The organism is Olleya sp. Hel_I_94, assembly GCF_007827365.1.
In the GTDB taxonomy this organism is placed as follows: Bacteria; Bacteroidota; Bacteroidia; order Flavobacteriales; family Flavobacteriaceae; genus Olleya.
Genome location: NZ_VISI01000002.1, coordinates 1,208,740 through 1,225,189, shown reverse-complemented (window position 1 = coordinate 1,225,189; position 16,450 = coordinate 1,208,740). Strand labels below are relative to the sequence as shown.

General features: G+C 30.9%; 25 protein-coding genes. 12 read left to right on the top strand and 13 right to left on the bottom strand.

Annotated features, from left to right (window positions below; all coding sequences use genetic code 11):
* The first annotated feature begins 23 nt into the window (after positions 1-23).
* Positions 24-743: a polysaccharide deacetylase family protein gene (locus JM82_RS08710; protein WP_261375343.1), complete on the top strand. Its 720-nt coding sequence runs from the start codon at positions 24-26 to the stop codon at positions 741-743.
* Here the strand turns inward: JM82_RS08710 and JM82_RS08705 are convergent.
* Together JM82_RS08705 and JM82_RS08700 are read right to left on the bottom strand one after the other, a co-directional pair.
* Positions 740-961 carry a hypothetical protein gene (locus JM82_RS08705; RefSeq protein ID WP_145002395.1) on the bottom strand — a complete coding sequence of 74 codons (222 nt, stop codon included), beginning with the start codon at positions 959-961 and terminating at the stop codon, positions 740-742. The two genes, JM82_RS08710 and JM82_RS08705, sit on opposite strands and share 4 nt — an antisense overlap.
* On the bottom strand, positions 961-1,698 hold the full coding sequence (locus JM82_RS08700) for a glycosyltransferase family 2 protein (RefSeq protein ID WP_145002393.1): 738 nt from the start codon (positions 1,696-1,698) through the stop codon (positions 961-963). Before JM82_RS08700 ends, JM82_RS08705 begins: the two co-directional genes overlap by 1 nt.
* A gap of 44 nt (positions 1,699-1,742) precedes the next feature.
* Here JM82_RS08700 and JM82_RS08695 point away from each other — a divergent pair, with 44 nt between their 5' ends.
* Positions 1,743-2,564 carry a glycosyltransferase family 2 protein gene (locus JM82_RS08695; RefSeq protein WP_145002391.1) on the top strand — a complete coding sequence of 274 codons (822 nt, stop codon included), beginning with the start codon at positions 1,743-1,745 and terminating at the stop codon, positions 2,562-2,564.
* Here JM82_RS08695 and JM82_RS08690 read toward each other — a convergent pair.
* Both JM82_RS08690 and JM82_RS16550 read right to left on the bottom strand, forming a co-directional pair.
* Positions 2,561-3,640, bottom strand: a complete 1,080-nt coding sequence (locus tag JM82_RS08690) for a glycosyltransferase family 9 protein (protein ID WP_145002389.1) — start codon at positions 3,638-3,640, stop codon at positions 2,561-2,563. The genes JM82_RS08695 and JM82_RS08690 overlap by 4 nt on opposite strands.
* 115 nt (positions 3,641-3,755) lie before the next feature.
* The gene (locus tag JM82_RS16550; RefSeq protein WP_261375342.1) at positions 3,756-4,019 is read right to left on the bottom strand and encodes a hypothetical protein; all 264 of its coding nucleotides are present in this window, start codon (positions 4,017-4,019) and stop codon (positions 3,756-3,758) included.
* On the opposite strand from JM82_RS16550, the gene JM82_RS08685 reads away from it, so the two are divergent.
* Positions 3,904-4,503, top strand: coding sequence for a lipopolysaccharide kinase InaA family protein (locus tag JM82_RS08685; RefSeq protein ID WP_315897463.1), 600 nt, complete (start codon positions 3,904-3,906; stop codon positions 4,501-4,503). The two genes, JM82_RS16550 and JM82_RS08685, sit on opposite strands and share 116 nt — an antisense overlap.
* 73 nt (positions 4,504-4,576) lie before the next feature.
* On the opposite strand, the gene JM82_RS08680 is transcribed toward JM82_RS08685, so the two are convergent.
* Positions 4,577-5,392 (bottom strand): 2,3,4,5-tetrahydropyridine-2,6-dicarboxylate N-succinyltransferase, encoded by an 816-nt coding sequence (locus JM82_RS08680; RefSeq protein WP_145002385.1) that lies wholly within the window; start codon positions 5,390-5,392, stop codon positions 4,577-4,579.
* 102 nt (positions 5,393-5,494) lie between these two features.
* Between JM82_RS08680 and ruvX the strand changes: the two genes are divergently transcribed.
* The 4 genes from ruvX to mazG all read left to right on the top strand — a co-directional run bounded on the left by ruvX (position 5,495) and on the right by mazG (position 7,918).
* Positions 5,495-5,905 (top strand): Holliday junction resolvase RuvX, encoded by a 411-nt coding sequence (ruvX, locus tag JM82_RS08675; protein WP_145002383.1) that lies wholly within the window; start codon positions 5,495-5,497, stop codon positions 5,903-5,905.
* 9 nt (positions 5,906-5,914) lie between these two features.
* A complete protein-coding gene (gene def, locus JM82_RS08670) occupies positions 5,915-6,508 on the top strand; it encodes a peptide deformylase (RefSeq protein ID WP_145002381.1) in 594 nt (197 codons plus the stop codon).
* Positions 6,509-6,613: 105 nt separating this feature from the next.
* Positions 6,614-7,036 carry a DUF5606 domain-containing protein gene (locus JM82_RS08665; protein ID WP_145002379.1) on the top strand — a complete coding sequence of 141 codons (423 nt, stop codon included), beginning with the start codon at positions 6,614-6,616 and terminating at the stop codon, positions 7,034-7,036.
* 108 nt (positions 7,037-7,144) lie between these two features.
* Positions 7,145-7,918: a nucleoside triphosphate pyrophosphohydrolase gene (gene mazG / locus JM82_RS08660; protein ID WP_145002377.1), complete on the top strand. Its 774-nt coding sequence runs from the start codon at positions 7,145-7,147 to the stop codon at positions 7,916-7,918.
* A 585-nt stretch (positions 7,919-8,503) separates the two neighbouring features.
* On the opposite strand, the gene JM82_RS08655 is transcribed toward mazG, so the two are convergent.
* The 3 genes from JM82_RS08655 to JM82_RS08645 are packed head-to-tail and all read right to left on the bottom strand — an operon-like array spanning position 8,504 to position 11,286.
* Positions 8,504-9,712, bottom strand: coding sequence for a peptidylprolyl isomerase (locus JM82_RS08655; protein WP_261375341.1), 1,209 nt, complete (start codon positions 9,710-9,712; stop codon positions 8,504-8,506).
* Positions 9,713-9,731: 19 nt separating this feature from the next.
* Complete coding sequence (gene gldI, locus JM82_RS08650) at positions 9,732-10,277, bottom strand: gliding motility-associated peptidyl-prolyl isomerase GldI (protein ID WP_145002375.1); 546 nt, start codon at positions 10,275-10,277, stop codon at positions 9,732-9,734.
* The gene (locus tag JM82_RS08645; protein ID WP_145002373.1) at positions 10,267-11,286 is read right to left on the bottom strand and encodes a DHH family phosphoesterase; all 1,020 of its coding nucleotides are present in this window, start codon (positions 11,284-11,286) and stop codon (positions 10,267-10,269) included. Before JM82_RS08645 ends, gldI begins: the two co-directional genes overlap by 11 nt.
* A gap of 142 nt (positions 11,287-11,428) precedes the next feature.
* Here JM82_RS08645 and JM82_RS08640 point away from each other — a divergent pair, with 142 nt between their 5' ends.
* Entirely contained in the window at positions 11,429-11,848 is a 420-nt protein-coding gene (locus JM82_RS08640; RefSeq protein ID WP_028281614.1) for a nucleoside-diphosphate kinase, read from the top strand.
* A gap of 153 nt (positions 11,849-12,001) precedes the next feature.
* On the opposite strand, the gene JM82_RS08635 is transcribed toward JM82_RS08640, so the two are convergent.
* From JM82_RS08635 to recF, 5 genes are all read right to left on the bottom strand, one after another.
* On the bottom strand, positions 12,002-12,193 hold the full coding sequence (locus JM82_RS08635; protein ID WP_028281615.1) for a cold-shock protein: 192 nt from the start codon (positions 12,191-12,193) through the stop codon (positions 12,002-12,004).
* Positions 12,194-12,361: 168 nt separating this feature from the next.
* Positions 12,362-12,553, bottom strand: coding sequence for a cold-shock protein (locus JM82_RS08630; RefSeq protein ID WP_028281616.1), 192 nt, complete (start codon positions 12,551-12,553; stop codon positions 12,362-12,364).
* Positions 12,554-12,663: 110 nt separating this feature from the next.
* Entirely contained in the window at positions 12,664-12,960 is a 297-nt protein-coding gene (locus JM82_RS08625) for a DUF721 domain-containing protein (protein WP_145002371.1), read from the bottom strand.
* Complete coding sequence (locus tag JM82_RS08620; protein ID WP_145002369.1) at positions 12,960-13,373, bottom strand: lipocalin family protein; 414 nt, start codon at positions 13,371-13,373, stop codon at positions 12,960-12,962. Before JM82_RS08620 ends, JM82_RS08625 begins: the two co-directional genes overlap by 1 nt.
* 1 nt (position 13,374) lies before the next feature.
* Entirely contained in the window at positions 13,375-14,454 is a 1,080-nt protein-coding gene (recF, locus tag JM82_RS08615) for a DNA replication/repair protein RecF (RefSeq protein WP_145002367.1), read from the bottom strand.
* 133 nt (positions 14,455-14,587) lie between these two features.
* Here recF and JM82_RS08610 point away from each other — a divergent pair, with 133 nt between their 5' ends.
* From JM82_RS08610 to JM82_RS08595, 4 genes are all read left to right on the top strand, one after another.
* On the top strand, positions 14,588-15,358 hold the full coding sequence (locus tag JM82_RS08610) for a tetratricopeptide repeat protein (protein WP_145006699.1): 771 nt from the start codon (positions 14,588-14,590) through the stop codon (positions 15,356-15,358).
* Between the two features lie 8 nt (positions 15,359-15,366).
* Entirely contained in the window at positions 15,367-15,846 is a 480-nt protein-coding gene (gene ribH, locus JM82_RS08605; RefSeq protein WP_145002365.1) for a 6,7-dimethyl-8-ribityllumazine synthase, read from the top strand.
* A 91-nt stretch (positions 15,847-15,937) separates the two neighbouring features.
* On the top strand, positions 15,938-16,156 hold the full coding sequence (locus tag JM82_RS08600) for a hypothetical protein (protein WP_028281622.1): 219 nt from the start codon (positions 15,938-15,940) through the stop codon (positions 16,154-16,156).
* 9 nt (positions 16,157-16,165) lie between these two features.
* A complete protein-coding gene (locus tag JM82_RS08595; RefSeq protein WP_145002363.1) occupies positions 16,166-16,447 on the top strand; it encodes a riboflavin synthase subunit beta in 282 nt (93 codons plus the stop codon).
* Positions 16,448-16,450: the final 3 nt, after the last annotated feature.

Below are 16,450 nucleotides of genomic sequence, written 5' to 3'. Positions count from 1 at the left end.
CAGAGTATTCAAATTAAAACAACGTGCCAAAATTACCCATTTTAATGTATCATAGTGTAACCACTCAGTCAAATGAGAGTAAAGGGTTGACTATTGATGTCAAAATTTTAGAAAAGCAATTGTTATACCTAAAGGCAAATGGTTATACGACATTGCATTTTAAAGATTTACAGCAATTTAATTCTGCTAAAGATTTTCCTGAAAAGGCTGTAATAATCACGTTTGATGATGTGTATGTTAATCAATTAGAATTAGCCTATCCATTGTTTTTAAAATACAAATTAAAAGCTTGTTTTTACATTCCGTTTAAGTATGTAAATGGTGTTAATACTTGGGATGAAGGTGAGGAACCAATTATGTCTGTCCAACAATTACAAAGTTTAAATAGCGATATTATTGAATTAGGTTTGCATAGTTTTGCCCACCAACGCTATGATTTGTTATCTATTGATGCTATCCAAAAGGATTTTGATTTGTGTAAAGATTTTATAGTCAATAACAATCTTGAAATTAATAATACCTTAGCCTATCCTTACGGGAAATATCCTAAAACAGGCGAGGAGCAGCATGCTTTTTTTAAATGTTTAAAGGATAATAATATTGCTTATGGTTTACGAATAGGAAATAGAGTCAACAAGTTTCCGTTTAAAAACCATTACGAAATTCAGCGTTTGGATATTAAAGGAGATGACAGTATGAAGGTGTTTCAGCGAAAGCTAAAAAAAGGTAAAAACTGGTTTTAGATTAAGTTAAAAAAGGGAAGCGATATACTACCAAAAATTATTAATATTAAACCTCCAACCTTGAAAGTTGTTTGATATTTAGTGTACCAATGGTGTTGTGTTTGAGGCTTGTTTTTAAATAATTTTATAATTTTAAATCCAATAAAAACAAAAGAAGTTCCAATTGCTATTTGTGTTAAAGCTATTATTAAGTATATAAATTTTAGTTGTTCTAACATTATTTAATTCCTTTTTGAAGTAACATTAACTTGACATACCTAGAAAACACACCATAAGCATTTACGCTTGCAACAGTCAAACCAGGAATACCATCCATAAATCCACGCCTTAAAATATAACTACTAAAAAAACGATAAAAGGGTTTAAACGCTAAATGAAAATAAGTCGCTTTTTTTCCTTTTTTAAGCATTTGCTCTGCCTGAAACCACGCGTAGCTATCTTTTTTGCTTATGTAATGTAGTAATCCTTTATAGGTAAAATGAAGCACAGGATTTTTTAACTGTCCAATGGTACCATCAATAATCAGTTTTTCGTGCACCAGACCTTCAAATTTACAGTTGTTACGTTTTACTAATCGTGTCACATTATCACTGTGATGGTATAAAAACCTATTCATGTAATAATGCGGAAAATTAAGCTTGTATCCAGCATGTTTATTACTGCTTATAGCTTCAAAAATTTCTTGTTGCAAGGCATAAGGTATACGCTCGTCAGCATCTACAAATAAAATCCAGTCACCTTTTGCAAATTGTAACGCGTGATTTTTTTGGTTAGAAAAATTGTCAAATGCACGTAAATAGACCTCGCAACCCATTTGTTGTGCAATTTTTACTGTATTATCAGTACTATTGGAGTCCACAACAATAACTTGAGAAGCAAAGTCCACAGATTGGATCGCTTGCGCAATGTAAGCTTCCTCGTTATAAGTTGGTATAATTACTGTAATAGCATCCATATAAAAACCAAAATTACTAAAATAATTTTATCTTTGTAGCTATAATGAAAATAGATACTTCAATAATAATTAGCACATATAATTCTCCGGAATGGTTAGCAAAAGTACTGTATGGTTATAATAATCAAACCTACCGTAATTTTGAAATCGTAATCGCAGATGATGGTTCTAAACAAGAGACCATAGATTTAGTTAAATCCATAGAGAAAGAGGTCTTTTATCCTATCATCCACGTGTGGCATGAGGATAATGGTTTCCAGAAATCTGAAATTTTAAACAAATCTATCACACAATGTACGTCGGATTACATTATCATGTCTGATGGTGATTGTATACCACGTCAAGATTTTGTTGAAGTGCATGTTAAGGAGCGAGAGATTGGTTATTTTTTATCTGGTGGTTACTTTATGTTACCAATGGATATTTCTCATGCAATCACAAAAGAAGATATTTATAAAGCCAATTGTTTTAATCTAAAATGGCTTAAAAAGAATGGCTTAAAAGCATCCTTTAAAAATAATAAGTTAACTGCTAAAGGCTTAAAATCTAAGATTTTAAATGCTTTAACACCAACAAATGCTAGCTGGAATGGACATAATGCTTCTGGTTGGAAAAAAGATATTATTGCAGTCAATGGTTTGGATGAGCGTATGCAATATGGTGGTCAGGACCGAGAGCTTGGTGAGCGTTTAATGAATTTAGGTATAAAAAGTAAACAAATAAGATACTCAGCGATTTGTATTCATTTAGATCATAAACGTGGTTATAAAAATGAAGCTTCAATAGCAAAAAATAGAGCGATTAGAGACGTCACTAAAAATGAGAAAAAGGCTTGGACAGATTTTGGAATTGTAAAAAAGGCTTAGTTTTTAAAAGCTTTTAAGTGTAAATCTAAAAACGGAGTCAATTTTTTTAAGATCATTTCAGGTGTTAACATTTGATATAATTCGTGCGGATTTTCTTCAATTTTACGTCTTTGTTCTACACTAAACTCGTCAAATAAATTTGGTTTTTCTTCTAATAAATGGATAGATGTGTGTTTTTTACCATCTTCAAAACTAGCCCAATGTTCTTTTAAAACATAAGGCGAAAAAATTGTAAATGTTGGTTTGTTTAACGCTTTGGATATGTGTACAATACCACCTTCGTTACCTACTAGTAGTAGACATTTATTCATTAAAGTTATAAAACCTCTAATGCTATCTTCATAAATATCAATAATAATATTGGACTTATTTTGACATTGGTTGTAAATATTTAAAGCATCTTCTTTTTGATGTGGTGCATAATTAAATAATACATTGACATCATAAGTTGTTGTAATATGATTTATTAAGCTAACAATATATTGATATGGCATGGATTTTTGAGGTGTACTACCTAAAATACCTAGCATAATTGCTGGCTTATTATATTTTTCTAACTTGTTGTATTGTTGCTCTTTATCGGTTAAAACTATGTGAGGTTCATAATCGATTTTATTTTCAGGTAACGGAAAAAAGCAGTTAAACATATTTATCCTGTCTTCAATAGCTTTACCACTTATATGTTTTTTTTCATCTAATAAAGGGACAGTGTGAGTGTAAAAATTAAACCAAGGGTTTTTACCTCTTTTCTGAAAACCTATTCGCAAGCTAGCGCCAGAAAAATAACAAATAATCCGACTTTGTAATTTAGAGTAAGGGTCAAAAATAATATCATAGTTATTTTTTTTAACACGTCTAATCAAGCGTTGCATAAATTTAAATTGCTTCAATTCTTTTTCATTTACTGCTATAATGTTATCAATGTTTGGATTGTTTTCAATAACACCAGTTGTAAAGTCATACACCAAATAATCAATTTGACTATCAGGAAAAACAGTTTTCATATTTTGAGCAATTACTGATGCGATAAGCACATCACCAATGCGTTTATTTTGTATGACAAGAATTTTCTTCATTTAAAAATCACGTATTTTTTACGCTGTAGTGCAAAATATAATTTTATCGGCTTTTATTAAAATTTACTTTAATATATCTTTGAACAATCTCAAAATAGATTACTATCATACACTGTCATCCAAAATATAAGCACTTAGAGTCCCAATTAATTGCACTTATCCAAGAATTTGAAACCTCTGGAGAATCCGTAACTATTGGGCAACGCAACATTATAAAGTCTTTTGAGGTAGAAGGATTAAAATTAAATGTAAAGTCCTTCAAAATACCTAACACCTTTAATAGTTTTGTATATAAATATATACGTCCTACTAAGGCAAAACGGTCTTTTGAGTATGCTAATAGATTAATAGATTGTGGTGTATCAACGCCTTTCCCCATTGCCTACATAGAAAACACATCTATTTTTGGATTAAAATCTAGTTATTACATTAGTAAGCATATTGATTATGATTTTGAGTTTAGAGCGTTAATCCATAATCCTCAATTTCCAGAACGTGTTAAAATTTTGCAGCAGTTTGCTGCATTTACCTTTAAATTGCATGAGAATAATATTGATTTTTTAGACCATTCGCCAGGTAATACTTTAATAACTAAAAATGCTAATGGTTATAATTTCTATTTAATTGATTTAAACAGGATGCGTTTTAAACCAATGAGTTTTGATAATCGTATGCATAATTTTAGACGTTTATGGTTGTCTAAAACTATGATTAAGATCTTGGCTGAAGCTTATGCCAAATTGTATAACAAGTCCTATCAAGATACCTATGATTTAATGCTTAAGCATAGTCGAGCATTTCAACTAAAAATTAATAGTAAAAAATTAAGACGTAGCGGAAGGAAAATGCAGTTTAAGAAATAAATTTTACATAAAAAAGCCTCTAAATTTTAAATTTAGAGGCTTTTTACATTTTATAAACGGTTGCTTTTAATTATTAAACAGCAACATCATACTCTCTTAAAGCATCGTTTAAAGAGGTTTTCTTATTTGTGCTTTCTTTACGTTTTCCAATAATTAAAGCACATGGTACTTGATATTCTCCAGCTGCGAATTTTTTAGTATAACTTCCAGGAATCACTACTGATCTAGCAGGTACACGACCTTTCATTTCAATAGGTGTATCTCCTGTAACATCTATAATTTTAGTGCTCATAGTTAATACTACGTTTGCACCTAAAACAGCTTCTTTTTCTACATGTACGCCTTCAACGACTATGCAACGTGATCCAATAAAAGCACCATCTTCAATAATAACAGGAGACGCTTGTAAAGGTTCTAAAACACCACCAATACCAACACCACCAGATAGGTGTACGTTTTTACCAATTTGAGCACAACTACCTACAGTAGCCCAAGTGTCAACCATAGTACCTTCATCTACATAGGCACCAATATTTACGTAACTAGGCATTAAAATTGTACCTGCAGATATGTACGCACCATGACGTGCAACAGCATTTGGCACCACTCTAATTCCTTTTTCTTTATAACCTCTTTTTAGTGGAATTTTATCATGATACTCAAAAATACCAGCTTCTAAAGTTTCCATTTTTTGAATAGGGAAATATAAAACAACCGCTTTTTTAACCCATTCGTTAACCTGCCAACCATCGGTTGTAGGTTCTGCTACTCTAAGTTTTCCTAAATCTAAAAGGTTAACTACTTCTCTAATAGCTGCAATGGTTTTTTCGTCTGTCAATAACTCTCGGTTATCCCAAGCAGTCTCTATTGTTTTTTGTAATTCTGTCATGTCAATTTTAATTTAAGACAAATATAATTCGTAAAAATTAAAATATGGCACAATATTTAAGGTGTTAAGAGTATAAAACTATAAATTTGCACAAAATTTAATATGGCTCGCATTTTAGCAATTGATTACGGAAAGATTAGAACAGGATTAGCAGTGACTGATGAGATGCAGATTATTGCTTCTGGATTGACTACTGTAAATACTAAGGAGCTTATTACTTTTTTAAAAGACTATCTAAGTAAGGAGCAAGTCGAATTATTTTTAGTCGGAGAGCCAAAACAAATGGACAATACGCCAAGTGAGAGTGAAGCGTTAATTATTCCGTTTTTGGTTAAATTAGAAAATGTATTTCCTAAGATTCCGATAAAACGTGTAGACGAGCGTTTTACCTCTAAAATGGCGACGCAAACATTAATTGATAGCGGATTAAATAAAAAACAAAGACAAAATAAAGCGCTTTTAGACGAGGTTAGTGCAACCATAATCTTACAAAGCTATCTTTATAATCAATAAAACATTAGTATGATATTACCAATTGTTGCCTATGGCGATCCCGTTTTAAAGAAAAAAGCGACAGACATTTCAGAAGATTACCCAAAGTTAAAAGAACTAATAGCAAACATGTACGAGACCATGTATGGATCGTTTGGTGTAGGTTTAGCAGCTCCTCAAATTGGGTTGTCAATCCGTATGTTTATTGTAGATGCGACTCCCTTTGCAGATGATGAAGAAGTAATGAGTAAAGCGGAAAGTGACTTTTTAAAAAGCTTTAAACATACTTTTATTAACCCAGTTATTTTAGAGGAATCTGGTGACGAATGGGCTTTTAATGAAGGTTGTTTAAGTATTCCTGATGTTAGGGAAGACGTCTTTAGAAAACCAAATATTAAAATTGAATATTTTGATGAAGACTTTAACAAGCAAACAATGGAATTAGATGGTTTGGCTGCTAGAGTGTTTCAGCATGAATATGATCATATCGAAGGGATTTTGTTTACAGACCATTTGTCTGCTTTAAAAAAGCGTTTGATAAAAGGAAAATTAACTAACATCTCTAAAGGAAAAATTAATGTGGATTATCGCATGAAATTTCCATTAATGAAAAAGAAACGTTAAACGTTTGGAAAACCCAAACTAACATAAGATATTTGCCATCCAATTTTTTTACACTGTGCAGTGTCAAAGTGGAAGATTAAAGGATAATTAAAAACAAGAAACTATATGGCTTTAGATAAAGTATTAGCAATTGCAGGTAAACCTGGATTATATAAATTAGTAACTCAAACAAGAGGTGGCTTTATAGCCGAATCTTTAATTGATAATAGACGTATGTCTGTTGGAATACAACAAAACGTTAGTATTTTAAGTGAGATTGCAATTTATACTTTAACAGAAGAAGTGCCATTAAAAGATGTCTTAAGTAAAATTAAAGACAAAGAAAATGGAGCACAAACTAGTATTAGTCACAAGGATTCTAAAGATAAATTGGAAGAGTACTTTTTTGAAGTATTACCAGATTATGATGAGGATAGAGTGTATCCAAGTGATATTAAAAAGGTAGTACAATGGTATAATATGTTACAAAAAAATAACATGTTAGACTTTGATACAGCTAAGACTGAAACGTCTGACGAAGAAGAATAAATTGACTTTATTTATAGATATTAAAAATCCAGCTTTTGCTGGATTTTTTTGTTTATCATTTTTTAAGATGAAACAAATCAACGTACTTTTACAAAAACCTTTCTTTATATGAATTCTAGAGCAGACCAATTAAAAGCATTTGACCGTTTATTGACAATTATGGACGAGCTGCGTGAACAATGTCCTTGGGATAAAAAGCAAACTATGGAAACCTTACGTCATTTAACCATTGAGGAAACGTACGAGTTAGGTGATGCTATTTTAGAAGACGATTTAGAAGAAGTTAAAAAGGAAATAGGAGATCTTATGTTGCATATGGTTTTTTATGCAAAAATAGGAAGTGAGAAAAAAGCATTTGATATTGCAGATGTTTGTAATGGTATCTGTGAAAAGCTAATCCATAGGCATCCACATATTTATGGAGATGTGACTGTAAAAGACGAAGCTGAAGTCAAGCGTAATTGGGAAAATCTAAAATTAAAAGAAGGAAGAACAAGTGTTTTAGAAGGCGTACCTAATAGTTTACCAGCTTTGGTTAAAGCAAGCAGAATACAAGAAAAAGTAGCAGGTGTAGGTTTTGATTGGGAACAACCAGAGCAAGTATGGGAAAAAGTAGAGGAGGAGTTGAATGAATTTAAAGCAGAGGTTGATAAAGGTGATGCTGATGCAATGGAAGACGAATTTGGAGATGTATTATTCTCTATGGTAAATTACGCTAGATTTTTAAAGATAAATCCAGAAAACGCTTTAGAGCGTACTAATAAAAAATTCTCTAAGCGCTTTCAGTATTTAGAGTCAAAAGCAAAAGCATTAAATAAAGATTTAAAAGACATGACTTTGGGTGAAATGGATGTTTTTTGGGAAGAGGCCAAAAAACAGTAATTGGAAAATCTGAGATTTTCACATACTCAGTTTTTCGGGAAGAGGCCAAAAAACAGTAATTGGAAAATCTGAGATTTTCACATATTCAGTTTTTTCGCTTGAAAAATATAATAGATTAAGTTTGGTTTTTAGTTAGAAGTGTGAAAAAATATTTTAAAATCCTGTTATTGTAGGATTTTTTTTCAATAAATATTGAAAACATAAATAGCTCGTAAGGCTTGCTATCATTTAATTGTGTGCTAAAAACTAGGTGTTATAACATGTTGTTTTTTCTAAAATTTTAATTTTTATTCTATTTAAAAAGTCCAAAACTAGAAATGTGTCGTATATACTTATAAATGACATAATCTTTTCAAGATAATATAGTTGATTAATAGCATACATCACTTTGATGTCATTAAAGGAAAATTATTTCTTACAAGCGAAGAGAAGTAATTGGTTAGTTTAGTTAGGAGCCACAATCCTACTTCTTTTTAGGAGTAGGATTTGGTTTTTTATAAAGGTTTTGTCTCTATTATAAAATTGTTTATAACAAAAAAAAGCACTCATAAAGAGTGCTTTTTTTTTCTGAAAAACAGAAGTAATTTATTTGATTGATACAATTTCTAAATCAAAAATAAGGTTTGCATTTGGTGGTACTGGACCACGACCTGAAGCACCATATCCTAAATAACCTGGTACAAATATTCTAGCTTTATCTCCAACATTCATATTTAGCATAGCTTCTCTAAAACCAGGGACTAAAGTTGCAGACTCGTTATAAGGCATTGCAAAAGGTTGGTATGCACCTTGTTTTGCAGCGTCTTCATTGTATTGGTCATATTTTTTAGCATCAGATTCTATTGTAGAAAAGAAGAAACGTCCATCTTCAAATAATCCAGTACAATCAATTAATACTTGGTCTGACGGTTTTGGTGTAACACCATTTGGATTTGCTTCAACAATCATAACTAATCCAGTAGGGAATTCTTTTACTTCACCTGGTCTATCAGCATTAGCTTTTTTAAAGTTATTAGCAGCTTCTTTAGCTTTTTCTTTCAAAATCTCTTGAGCTTTTACTTCTAAATCTTTTAATTTTTGAGGTAAAAGAGGCTCTTGTTCTGTAAAAACTTTTGCAGCATCAAATGCTTTAGCATCTTTACCTTTACGGATAATATTTAATTTTTGAATAACTACATCTTCTAATGGTTTGTTGCTTCCTGGTGCAACTTTAACGTTAGAGATCGTGTCTTGTACTTCAATACCTTTAACTAATTCTCCAAAAACAGAGTGACAACTTACTCTTGGTGCACCACAGTTTTTTAAACTTCCGTCTGCGTAAAAAGCATCTAAGTTTTGCTTAGGTATTTCAGTAATAAAAAACTGACTTCCATTAGTATCTAATCCACCAGAATTAGCCATAGATAAAATTCCTGCTTTGTCATGACTTAAGTCTGTGTCAAATTCGCTAAAAAATTTATATCCTGCACTTCCAGTTCCGGTTCCTGTTGGGTCACCACCTTGGATCATAAATTTATCCATTACTCTATGAAAAGTAACACCATTATAAAAAGGTTTACCTTTTAAAGAGTCATCAAGTTTTGGATGTGTACCTTCTGCTAAGCCAACAAAATTAGCCACGACTACAGGTACTTTGTCGTAAAATAACTTGGCAACCATAGTACCTTTGTTTGTAACAAATTCGGCATATAATCCGTCTTCCAAATCAGGATATTTTTCTTGGCAAGATGTGTTAGACATACTAACCAAAAGAGCAATCAATAATAGTTTCATTGTTTTAATTAATTTGTTCATTTTAATATTGGGTTTGTTTCTATTCTTTTTTTGTTATTGAATTAACGGTTACTTTACAAACTAATGGAATGTTAGTACCTATTTTATTTTCGTCTCCATAATAGCCATAAGCCTTGTGTGACGGAAACAAAAAGGTTACCGTTTCTCCTGCTTGCATTAGTTTTAGACCTTCACGTAAACCTGTAAAAAGTTCTTGTTGGTCCATTGCGTAACTTTGAGTTTTTAATTCTGCTTGAGTATAAATGGTTTGTCCATCTAAATCTTTTACGTCATAATTAAAGTTTACAATGTCTGCAAAATCAGGTTTTACAATGCTGTCAGTTTCAATTTTAGTATTGTAGTAGTACCAAAATCCGTTGCCTGAGGTTTTGTAATCATTTTCTGGTTGACTAGCTATTAGTGCTTCAATTGCTTTAATTTCTTTTTTATTTAACGCTTTATTTCTAGCAACAGATTGGTCAATAAAAGAGCCAGAGTTAACCGACTTTGGTTTTCTAGCTTCCGGTGTTTTACAGCTTAAAACAGTAGTTAAGATTAGTAATAGTATGGCTAAATTACGCTTCATGTAGTGCTGTTTTGTATTGTGGTAATATACTAATAAATTTTTCTGTGGTTTGCTCTAAGTTAACATCGCTTTTTCCTCCTGCAGCATTTGTGTGTCCACCACCTTGAAAGTGGGATCTAGACATTTCGTTCACCGAGAAATCGCCTTTAGACCTTAAAGAAATTTTAATGATACCTTGTTGTAAATCCTCGATAAATATAGCAGCAAGTACAACATTGTTTAAAGATAAAGCATAGTTTACAAAACCTTCTGTATCTCCTTTTTTATAATCAAATTGTTGTAATTCTTTTTGAGATAACGTAATGTAAGCAGCTCTAGATTCTGGTACAACTTTTAAATTACTTAAAGCACAACCTAATAATTGCAAACGGTTATAGCTGTTAGTATCGTATACTTGATTGTGTATCATAGTGTTGTCTGCACCTTTGTCTATTAAATTAGCTATTATTCTATGCGTTGCACTTGTAGTAGATCTAAATCTAAACGATCCTGTATCTGTCATAATACCTACGTAAATTGCTGTAGCTATATTGATGTCTATTATAGTTGTGTCCTCTAGCATGTCAATAAAATTATACACCATCTCGCAAGTCGAGCTCATGCTAACATCACTGTACATATATTTTGCAAAATCATCAGGTTGTTGATGATGGTCAATCATTATTTTTAATGCACTGCTGTCTGTAAGTACATGTTCCATATCTCCAGTTCTATGAAAAGCATTAAAATCTAAAGCAAAAATAATATCTGCTTCATTTATTGTTTGTTCGCTTTCTTCTTTTTGACTATCATATTTTAAAATCAAATCCTGACCAGGAATCCATTTTAAAAAATCTGGATAATCGTTTGGTACAATAACCGTAGCTAAGTGATTAGTTTTTGTTAAATAATGAAATAAGGCTAGGCTAGAACCAATAGCGTCTCCATCAGGATTTTTATGGCTTACAATTACAATTTTTTTAGGTGTTTCTAATAACTGATTAATTGCTGTAATGTCTTGTTTTGTCATAGCCCACGAAGATACAATTTTTTAATATTCGAATATATTGTTTTTCTTAATAAATGGCGTACTTTTGCACAAAATTAACAAGCACTTTTAACTATAAAAGGATTGTTGTTTTAAATAAATTAGATAACATTAAAATAAAAAAATGGCAACTAACAGAACATTTACAATGCTTAAGCCTGACTCTGTTGAAAAAGGGTACATTGGCGCAATCTTAGAAAAAATTAACGCTTCAGGTTTTAGAATCGTTGCAATGAAATTAACACACATGACTAAGCAAGATGCTGAAGCATTTTACGCTGTACATAGTGAAAGACCTTTTTATGGTGAGTTAGTTGAGTACATGACACGTGGACCAATTGTAGCTGCTATTTTAGAAAAAGATAACGCTGTTGAAGATTTTAGAACTTTAATTGGTGCAACTAATCCTGCTGATGCAGCAGAGGGAACGATCCGTAAATTATATGCAGCGTCTATTGGCGAAAATGCAGTACACGGAAGTGACAGTGATGAAAACGCAGCTATTGAAGGTGCTTTCCATTTTGCTGGACGCGAAATGTTTTAAGTTTTAAAACTATATATATTAGAAAAATCCAGCTTTTAGCTGGATTTTTTTTTGTTTAATAATTAAAGACTACGAAGTGTTTTGGATTTAAAACAAAAAAAAGCCTCTCTAAATAAATAGAGAGGCTTTAATCTTAAAGATATATGGTAGTTGTTAAATTACTTTAACGTTAACTGCGTTTAATCCTTTTTTACCTTCTTGTAAGTCGAATTCAACTTCGTCACCTTCGCGAACTTCGTCGATTAATCCTGAAATGTGTACAAAATGGTCTTTGTTTACACCTTCTTCTGTTATGAATCCAAAACCTTTAGCGTCATTGAAGAATTTTACTGTGCCTTTACTCATTGTAATAAAATTTAATATTAATTATTTTAATTATTGCAAAGATGGTACCAATAATTTTAATAATGCACTTTTATTTTATTTATTTTCAATTCTTTAGCAATTTTAACTAAAAAAGCCTTTCCGTGTGGAAAGGCTTTTTTTGTAATGATTTAAATAGAAAATATATAATTATACTACTTTTACATTTACTGCGTTCATACCTTTTCTTCCTTCTTGTAAGTCGAATTCTACAACATCACCTTCACGAACTTCGTCGATAAGTCCAGAGATGTGTACGAAATGGTCTTTGTCTGATCCTTCTTCAGTTATAAAACCGAATCCTTTAGAATCATTGAAAAATTTTACTGTGCCTTGAGCCATTGTAATAAAAAAAATTTGTTAATAATGTCTCAAAGATATAATATTTAATAATACTATAAAGTAAATTTTAATTTATTTTAAAAAATATATTTTGCTGGTATTATTTTTAATTATCTCAATATCAGTTTTTTAATTATTTCTTTACCTAGTTCTTCGTTTAATAACTTAATTATTTTTTGGTTACCATAACTAAGCTCTTCTCTAAGTGCGCTAGAGCTTAGTTGTACATAAAGTACGTCTTTTTTTAGCTCGATTGCTGTGGTATAATTAGTAATACCATTACCCATTAATTTTGCCCAAGCGTCTTTTACATTAACTTTATCCAGTCCTTTTTCCAAGTTGTTTTCTGTAACAAAATCTTTTAATGCGTCAGAGATATTAAGTAAGTTGTTGTTTCGTTTTGCCATTAGTCTACGGTTATAGGTGTGTAGCGTTTATATAAATACAAATCTTTATTTTGATTCATAATCTGTAATTTGTCTTTGCTAGCGTGTAAAATAGTTTCCTTCCAGTTAGCAAATGGTGTTTTATAATAAAGGTTAAGACTGTCGTTTTCTATTTTAAAAATAAAATGTTCAACATCTTTAGAGGTTTGGTAAGTCCCATTAAAGTTTGGTTTTAGTTTCTTTCTAAACCCAACAGAGTCTTTGTCTATAGTTATATAATCTATTGTTTCGTTTATATTATACACTTTTTTTGTACCATTACTTAAAGTTACTTCGTTTATTTCCCAATAACCCGAAAGGTGTTGCTTTAAATCTTCAGGATTTTTTGAGCATCCCACTAGTACTATTAATAATAGGTAATACGTCTTTTTCATGTTATAATTTAAATATTTCATACGATTGATGTACTTGTTTAACAGCGTTTTCAGTACGATCGGCATGTGTGTCACTAATAAAAATTTGTCCAAAATTTTCATCATTAACTAATTTAATAATTTGTGCTACACGTGTTTCGTCTAATTTATCAAAAATATCATCTAATAATAAAATAGGATTATCACCACTAATAGCTTTTATACTATCAAATTGTGCTAATTTAAGCGCAATTAAAAATGATTTTTGTTGTCCTTGACTTCCAAACTTTTTAATTGGATAATCGCCTAAATTAAATTCTAAATCATCCTTATGTACACCAACACTAGTATATTGTAATGCCTTGTCTTTATTAATTGTTTTTTTTAATAATTGTTCTAAGCTGTCCTCAAATAAGTCACTTTTATAATTTAAACTAACGTCCTCGTTATTATTACTTATGGCTTTGTATCTAGCCTTAAATAAAGGTATAAATGACTCTAAAAACTGTTTTCTTTTTTCAAAAACAAGGGTTCCATATTGTTGTAGTTGTTGGTTGTAAACATCTACAGTATCATTATTATAAGTGTGATTTGCAGCAAAATATTTAAGCAATGAGTTACGTTGAGATAAAATTTTGTTGTAATTAATTAAATTACTTAAGTAGTTTTTATCGCTTTGGCTAATAACGCTATCAATAAATTTTCGTCTAGTATCACTACCTTCAATAATTAAATCTCTGTCAGCAGGACTTATTATCACTAAAGGTAAAAAACCAATGTGATCACTAAACTTGTCGTAAGCTTTACTGTTTCTTTTTATAATTTTTTTTTGTCCTTTTTTCAGACTTACTACAATGTTTTCTGTTTTTTCGTCTTTGTCATATTCACCATTAATAACAAAAAACTCTTCGTCATATTTAATATTCTGTGATGCTACAGGATTAAAGTAGCTTTTACCAAAGGATAAATGGTAGATTGCATCCAATACATTGGTTTTTCCAACACCATTATTACCAACAAGGCAGTTAATAGTATGGTTAAACTCGAATGATTTAGAGTCGAAATTTTTATAGTTTAAAAGCGCTAAAGATTTTAAAATCATGTAGTTATTGCTAGGATATAGGGTTTTAAATAGGGTAGCCTAATAAGGATGTGCAAATTATTGAAAATTATCAAATAATAACCTTTTATTTCTGAAGAAAAATTATATTTTTGTGCGCATTAATAAAACTAATATGGCGACTTACAAGAAAAGAGGATACAAACCAAATACTAAAGTAGAAAAGGAAATAGAGGTTGAAGAAAGCTCAACAACTGCTGAAGTTTTTAATACATTAGACGAATCTGCAAACAAAGCAGAGGAGTTTGTTGAAAAAAATCAGAAAAACATTTTTATAATAATTGGTGTTGTAGCTGCATTAGCTTTAGGTTATTTAGTTTATCAACAATTTATAGTTAAGCCTAAGCAAGGTGAAGCAATGAATGAAATGTACCAAGCACAAAAATTCTTTAATGAAGCTGTTACAAATGGTGTAGCACAAGATTCTTTATACAACCTTGCACTTAAAGGAGGTGAAGGTAAATTAGGAATGGTAGATATTGCAGACCAATATAGTGGTACTGCTGCAGGAAACTTAGCTAATTATTATGCTGGTATGGCTTATTTAAATATTAAAAATTACGAACAAGCAATTGTTTATTTAGATAAGTTTGAAAGTGAAGATGAAGCATTAGCACCTATGGCTAAAGGCGCAATCGGAGATGCTTTTGTACAATTAACAGATAATGAAAACGCTTTAGATTATTATACACAAGCTGCTAATTTACGTCAAAACGAATTTACAGCTCCAACATACCTATACAAAGCAGGAATTACTGCCTTAGACTTAGGTAAAGCATCTAAAGCATTAGACTTTTTTAATAAAATAAAAGACAACTATCCAAACTCACCAGAAGCTACTCAAGCAGAAGTGTTTATTGGTAAAGCGCAAGCAATGTCTAACTAAATAAGCTTATGGCAACAACAAATTTATCAGCATACGATAAAGCATCAATCCCAAACGGAAAGCAATTTCGGTTTGGGATTGTTGTTTCAGAATGGAATGACAATATTACACAAGGGTTGTTAGAAGGTGCTAAAAGCACCCTTTTAGAACATGATGTGCAACCAGAAAATATTTTGGTTTGGGATGTGCCAGGAAGTTACGAGTTAATTTACGGTTCTAAAAAAATGATAGCACAAAACGTTGATGCTGTCATTGCAATTGGAAGTGTAATCCAAGGCGAGACTAAACATTTTGATTTTGTTTGTGATGCAGTAGCCCAAGGTATTAAAGACCTTAATGTTACTACAGAGACACCTGTTATTTTTTGTGTGTTGACAGATAATACATTACAACAAGCTATTGATCGTTCTGGTGGTAAACATGGTAATAAAGGTGTAGAGGCAGCAGTTGCAGCTTTAAAAATGGCAACACTGCGCAAAAACGCCTAAAATTCTGTTAACATTTTTTAGCATTCTTAAACAGCCTTTCTGTAGTATTTTCAGTATTTTTGGATATTAATCACATTAAAACTGTAAAGGCTTGTTTAGTCAAAAGAAAAATAAAAAATTTAACTACCAATCCCGTTTTTCTAAAGAAGAAAACTCAGCTGTAAAGCTAAAAGAGAGTTTAAATACTAGCTGGAATGGTTCAAGAAAATCTAAGACTAACTCTAAAAAAAGTAATACGTTATTTTTTTTAGTTGGAGTTTTGCTTTTTTTGGCTGCTTTAATGTACTATTTAGAAACTAAAATTAAGTAATCTTTTACTATGGGATTTCTCTCTAAACGAAAAAATAAAAAATTTGATTATACACCTCGTTTTTACAAAGGTGAGGGTAGTCCATTTGAAATAAAACATAAGTTTGACGAGCATAGGACTACAGTAGGAGACAATCCTAATTTAAAGCAGAAATTTAATAATGCTATTGAAGATTTAAAAAACAATACAGATAAAACTGCCAATAGAAGGATTGTTTTAATTGTAGCTGTTTTAGTGTTTTTATTTTTATTAATTATAGGTTTCGATTTATCTATTTTCTTCCCTAATTAGACT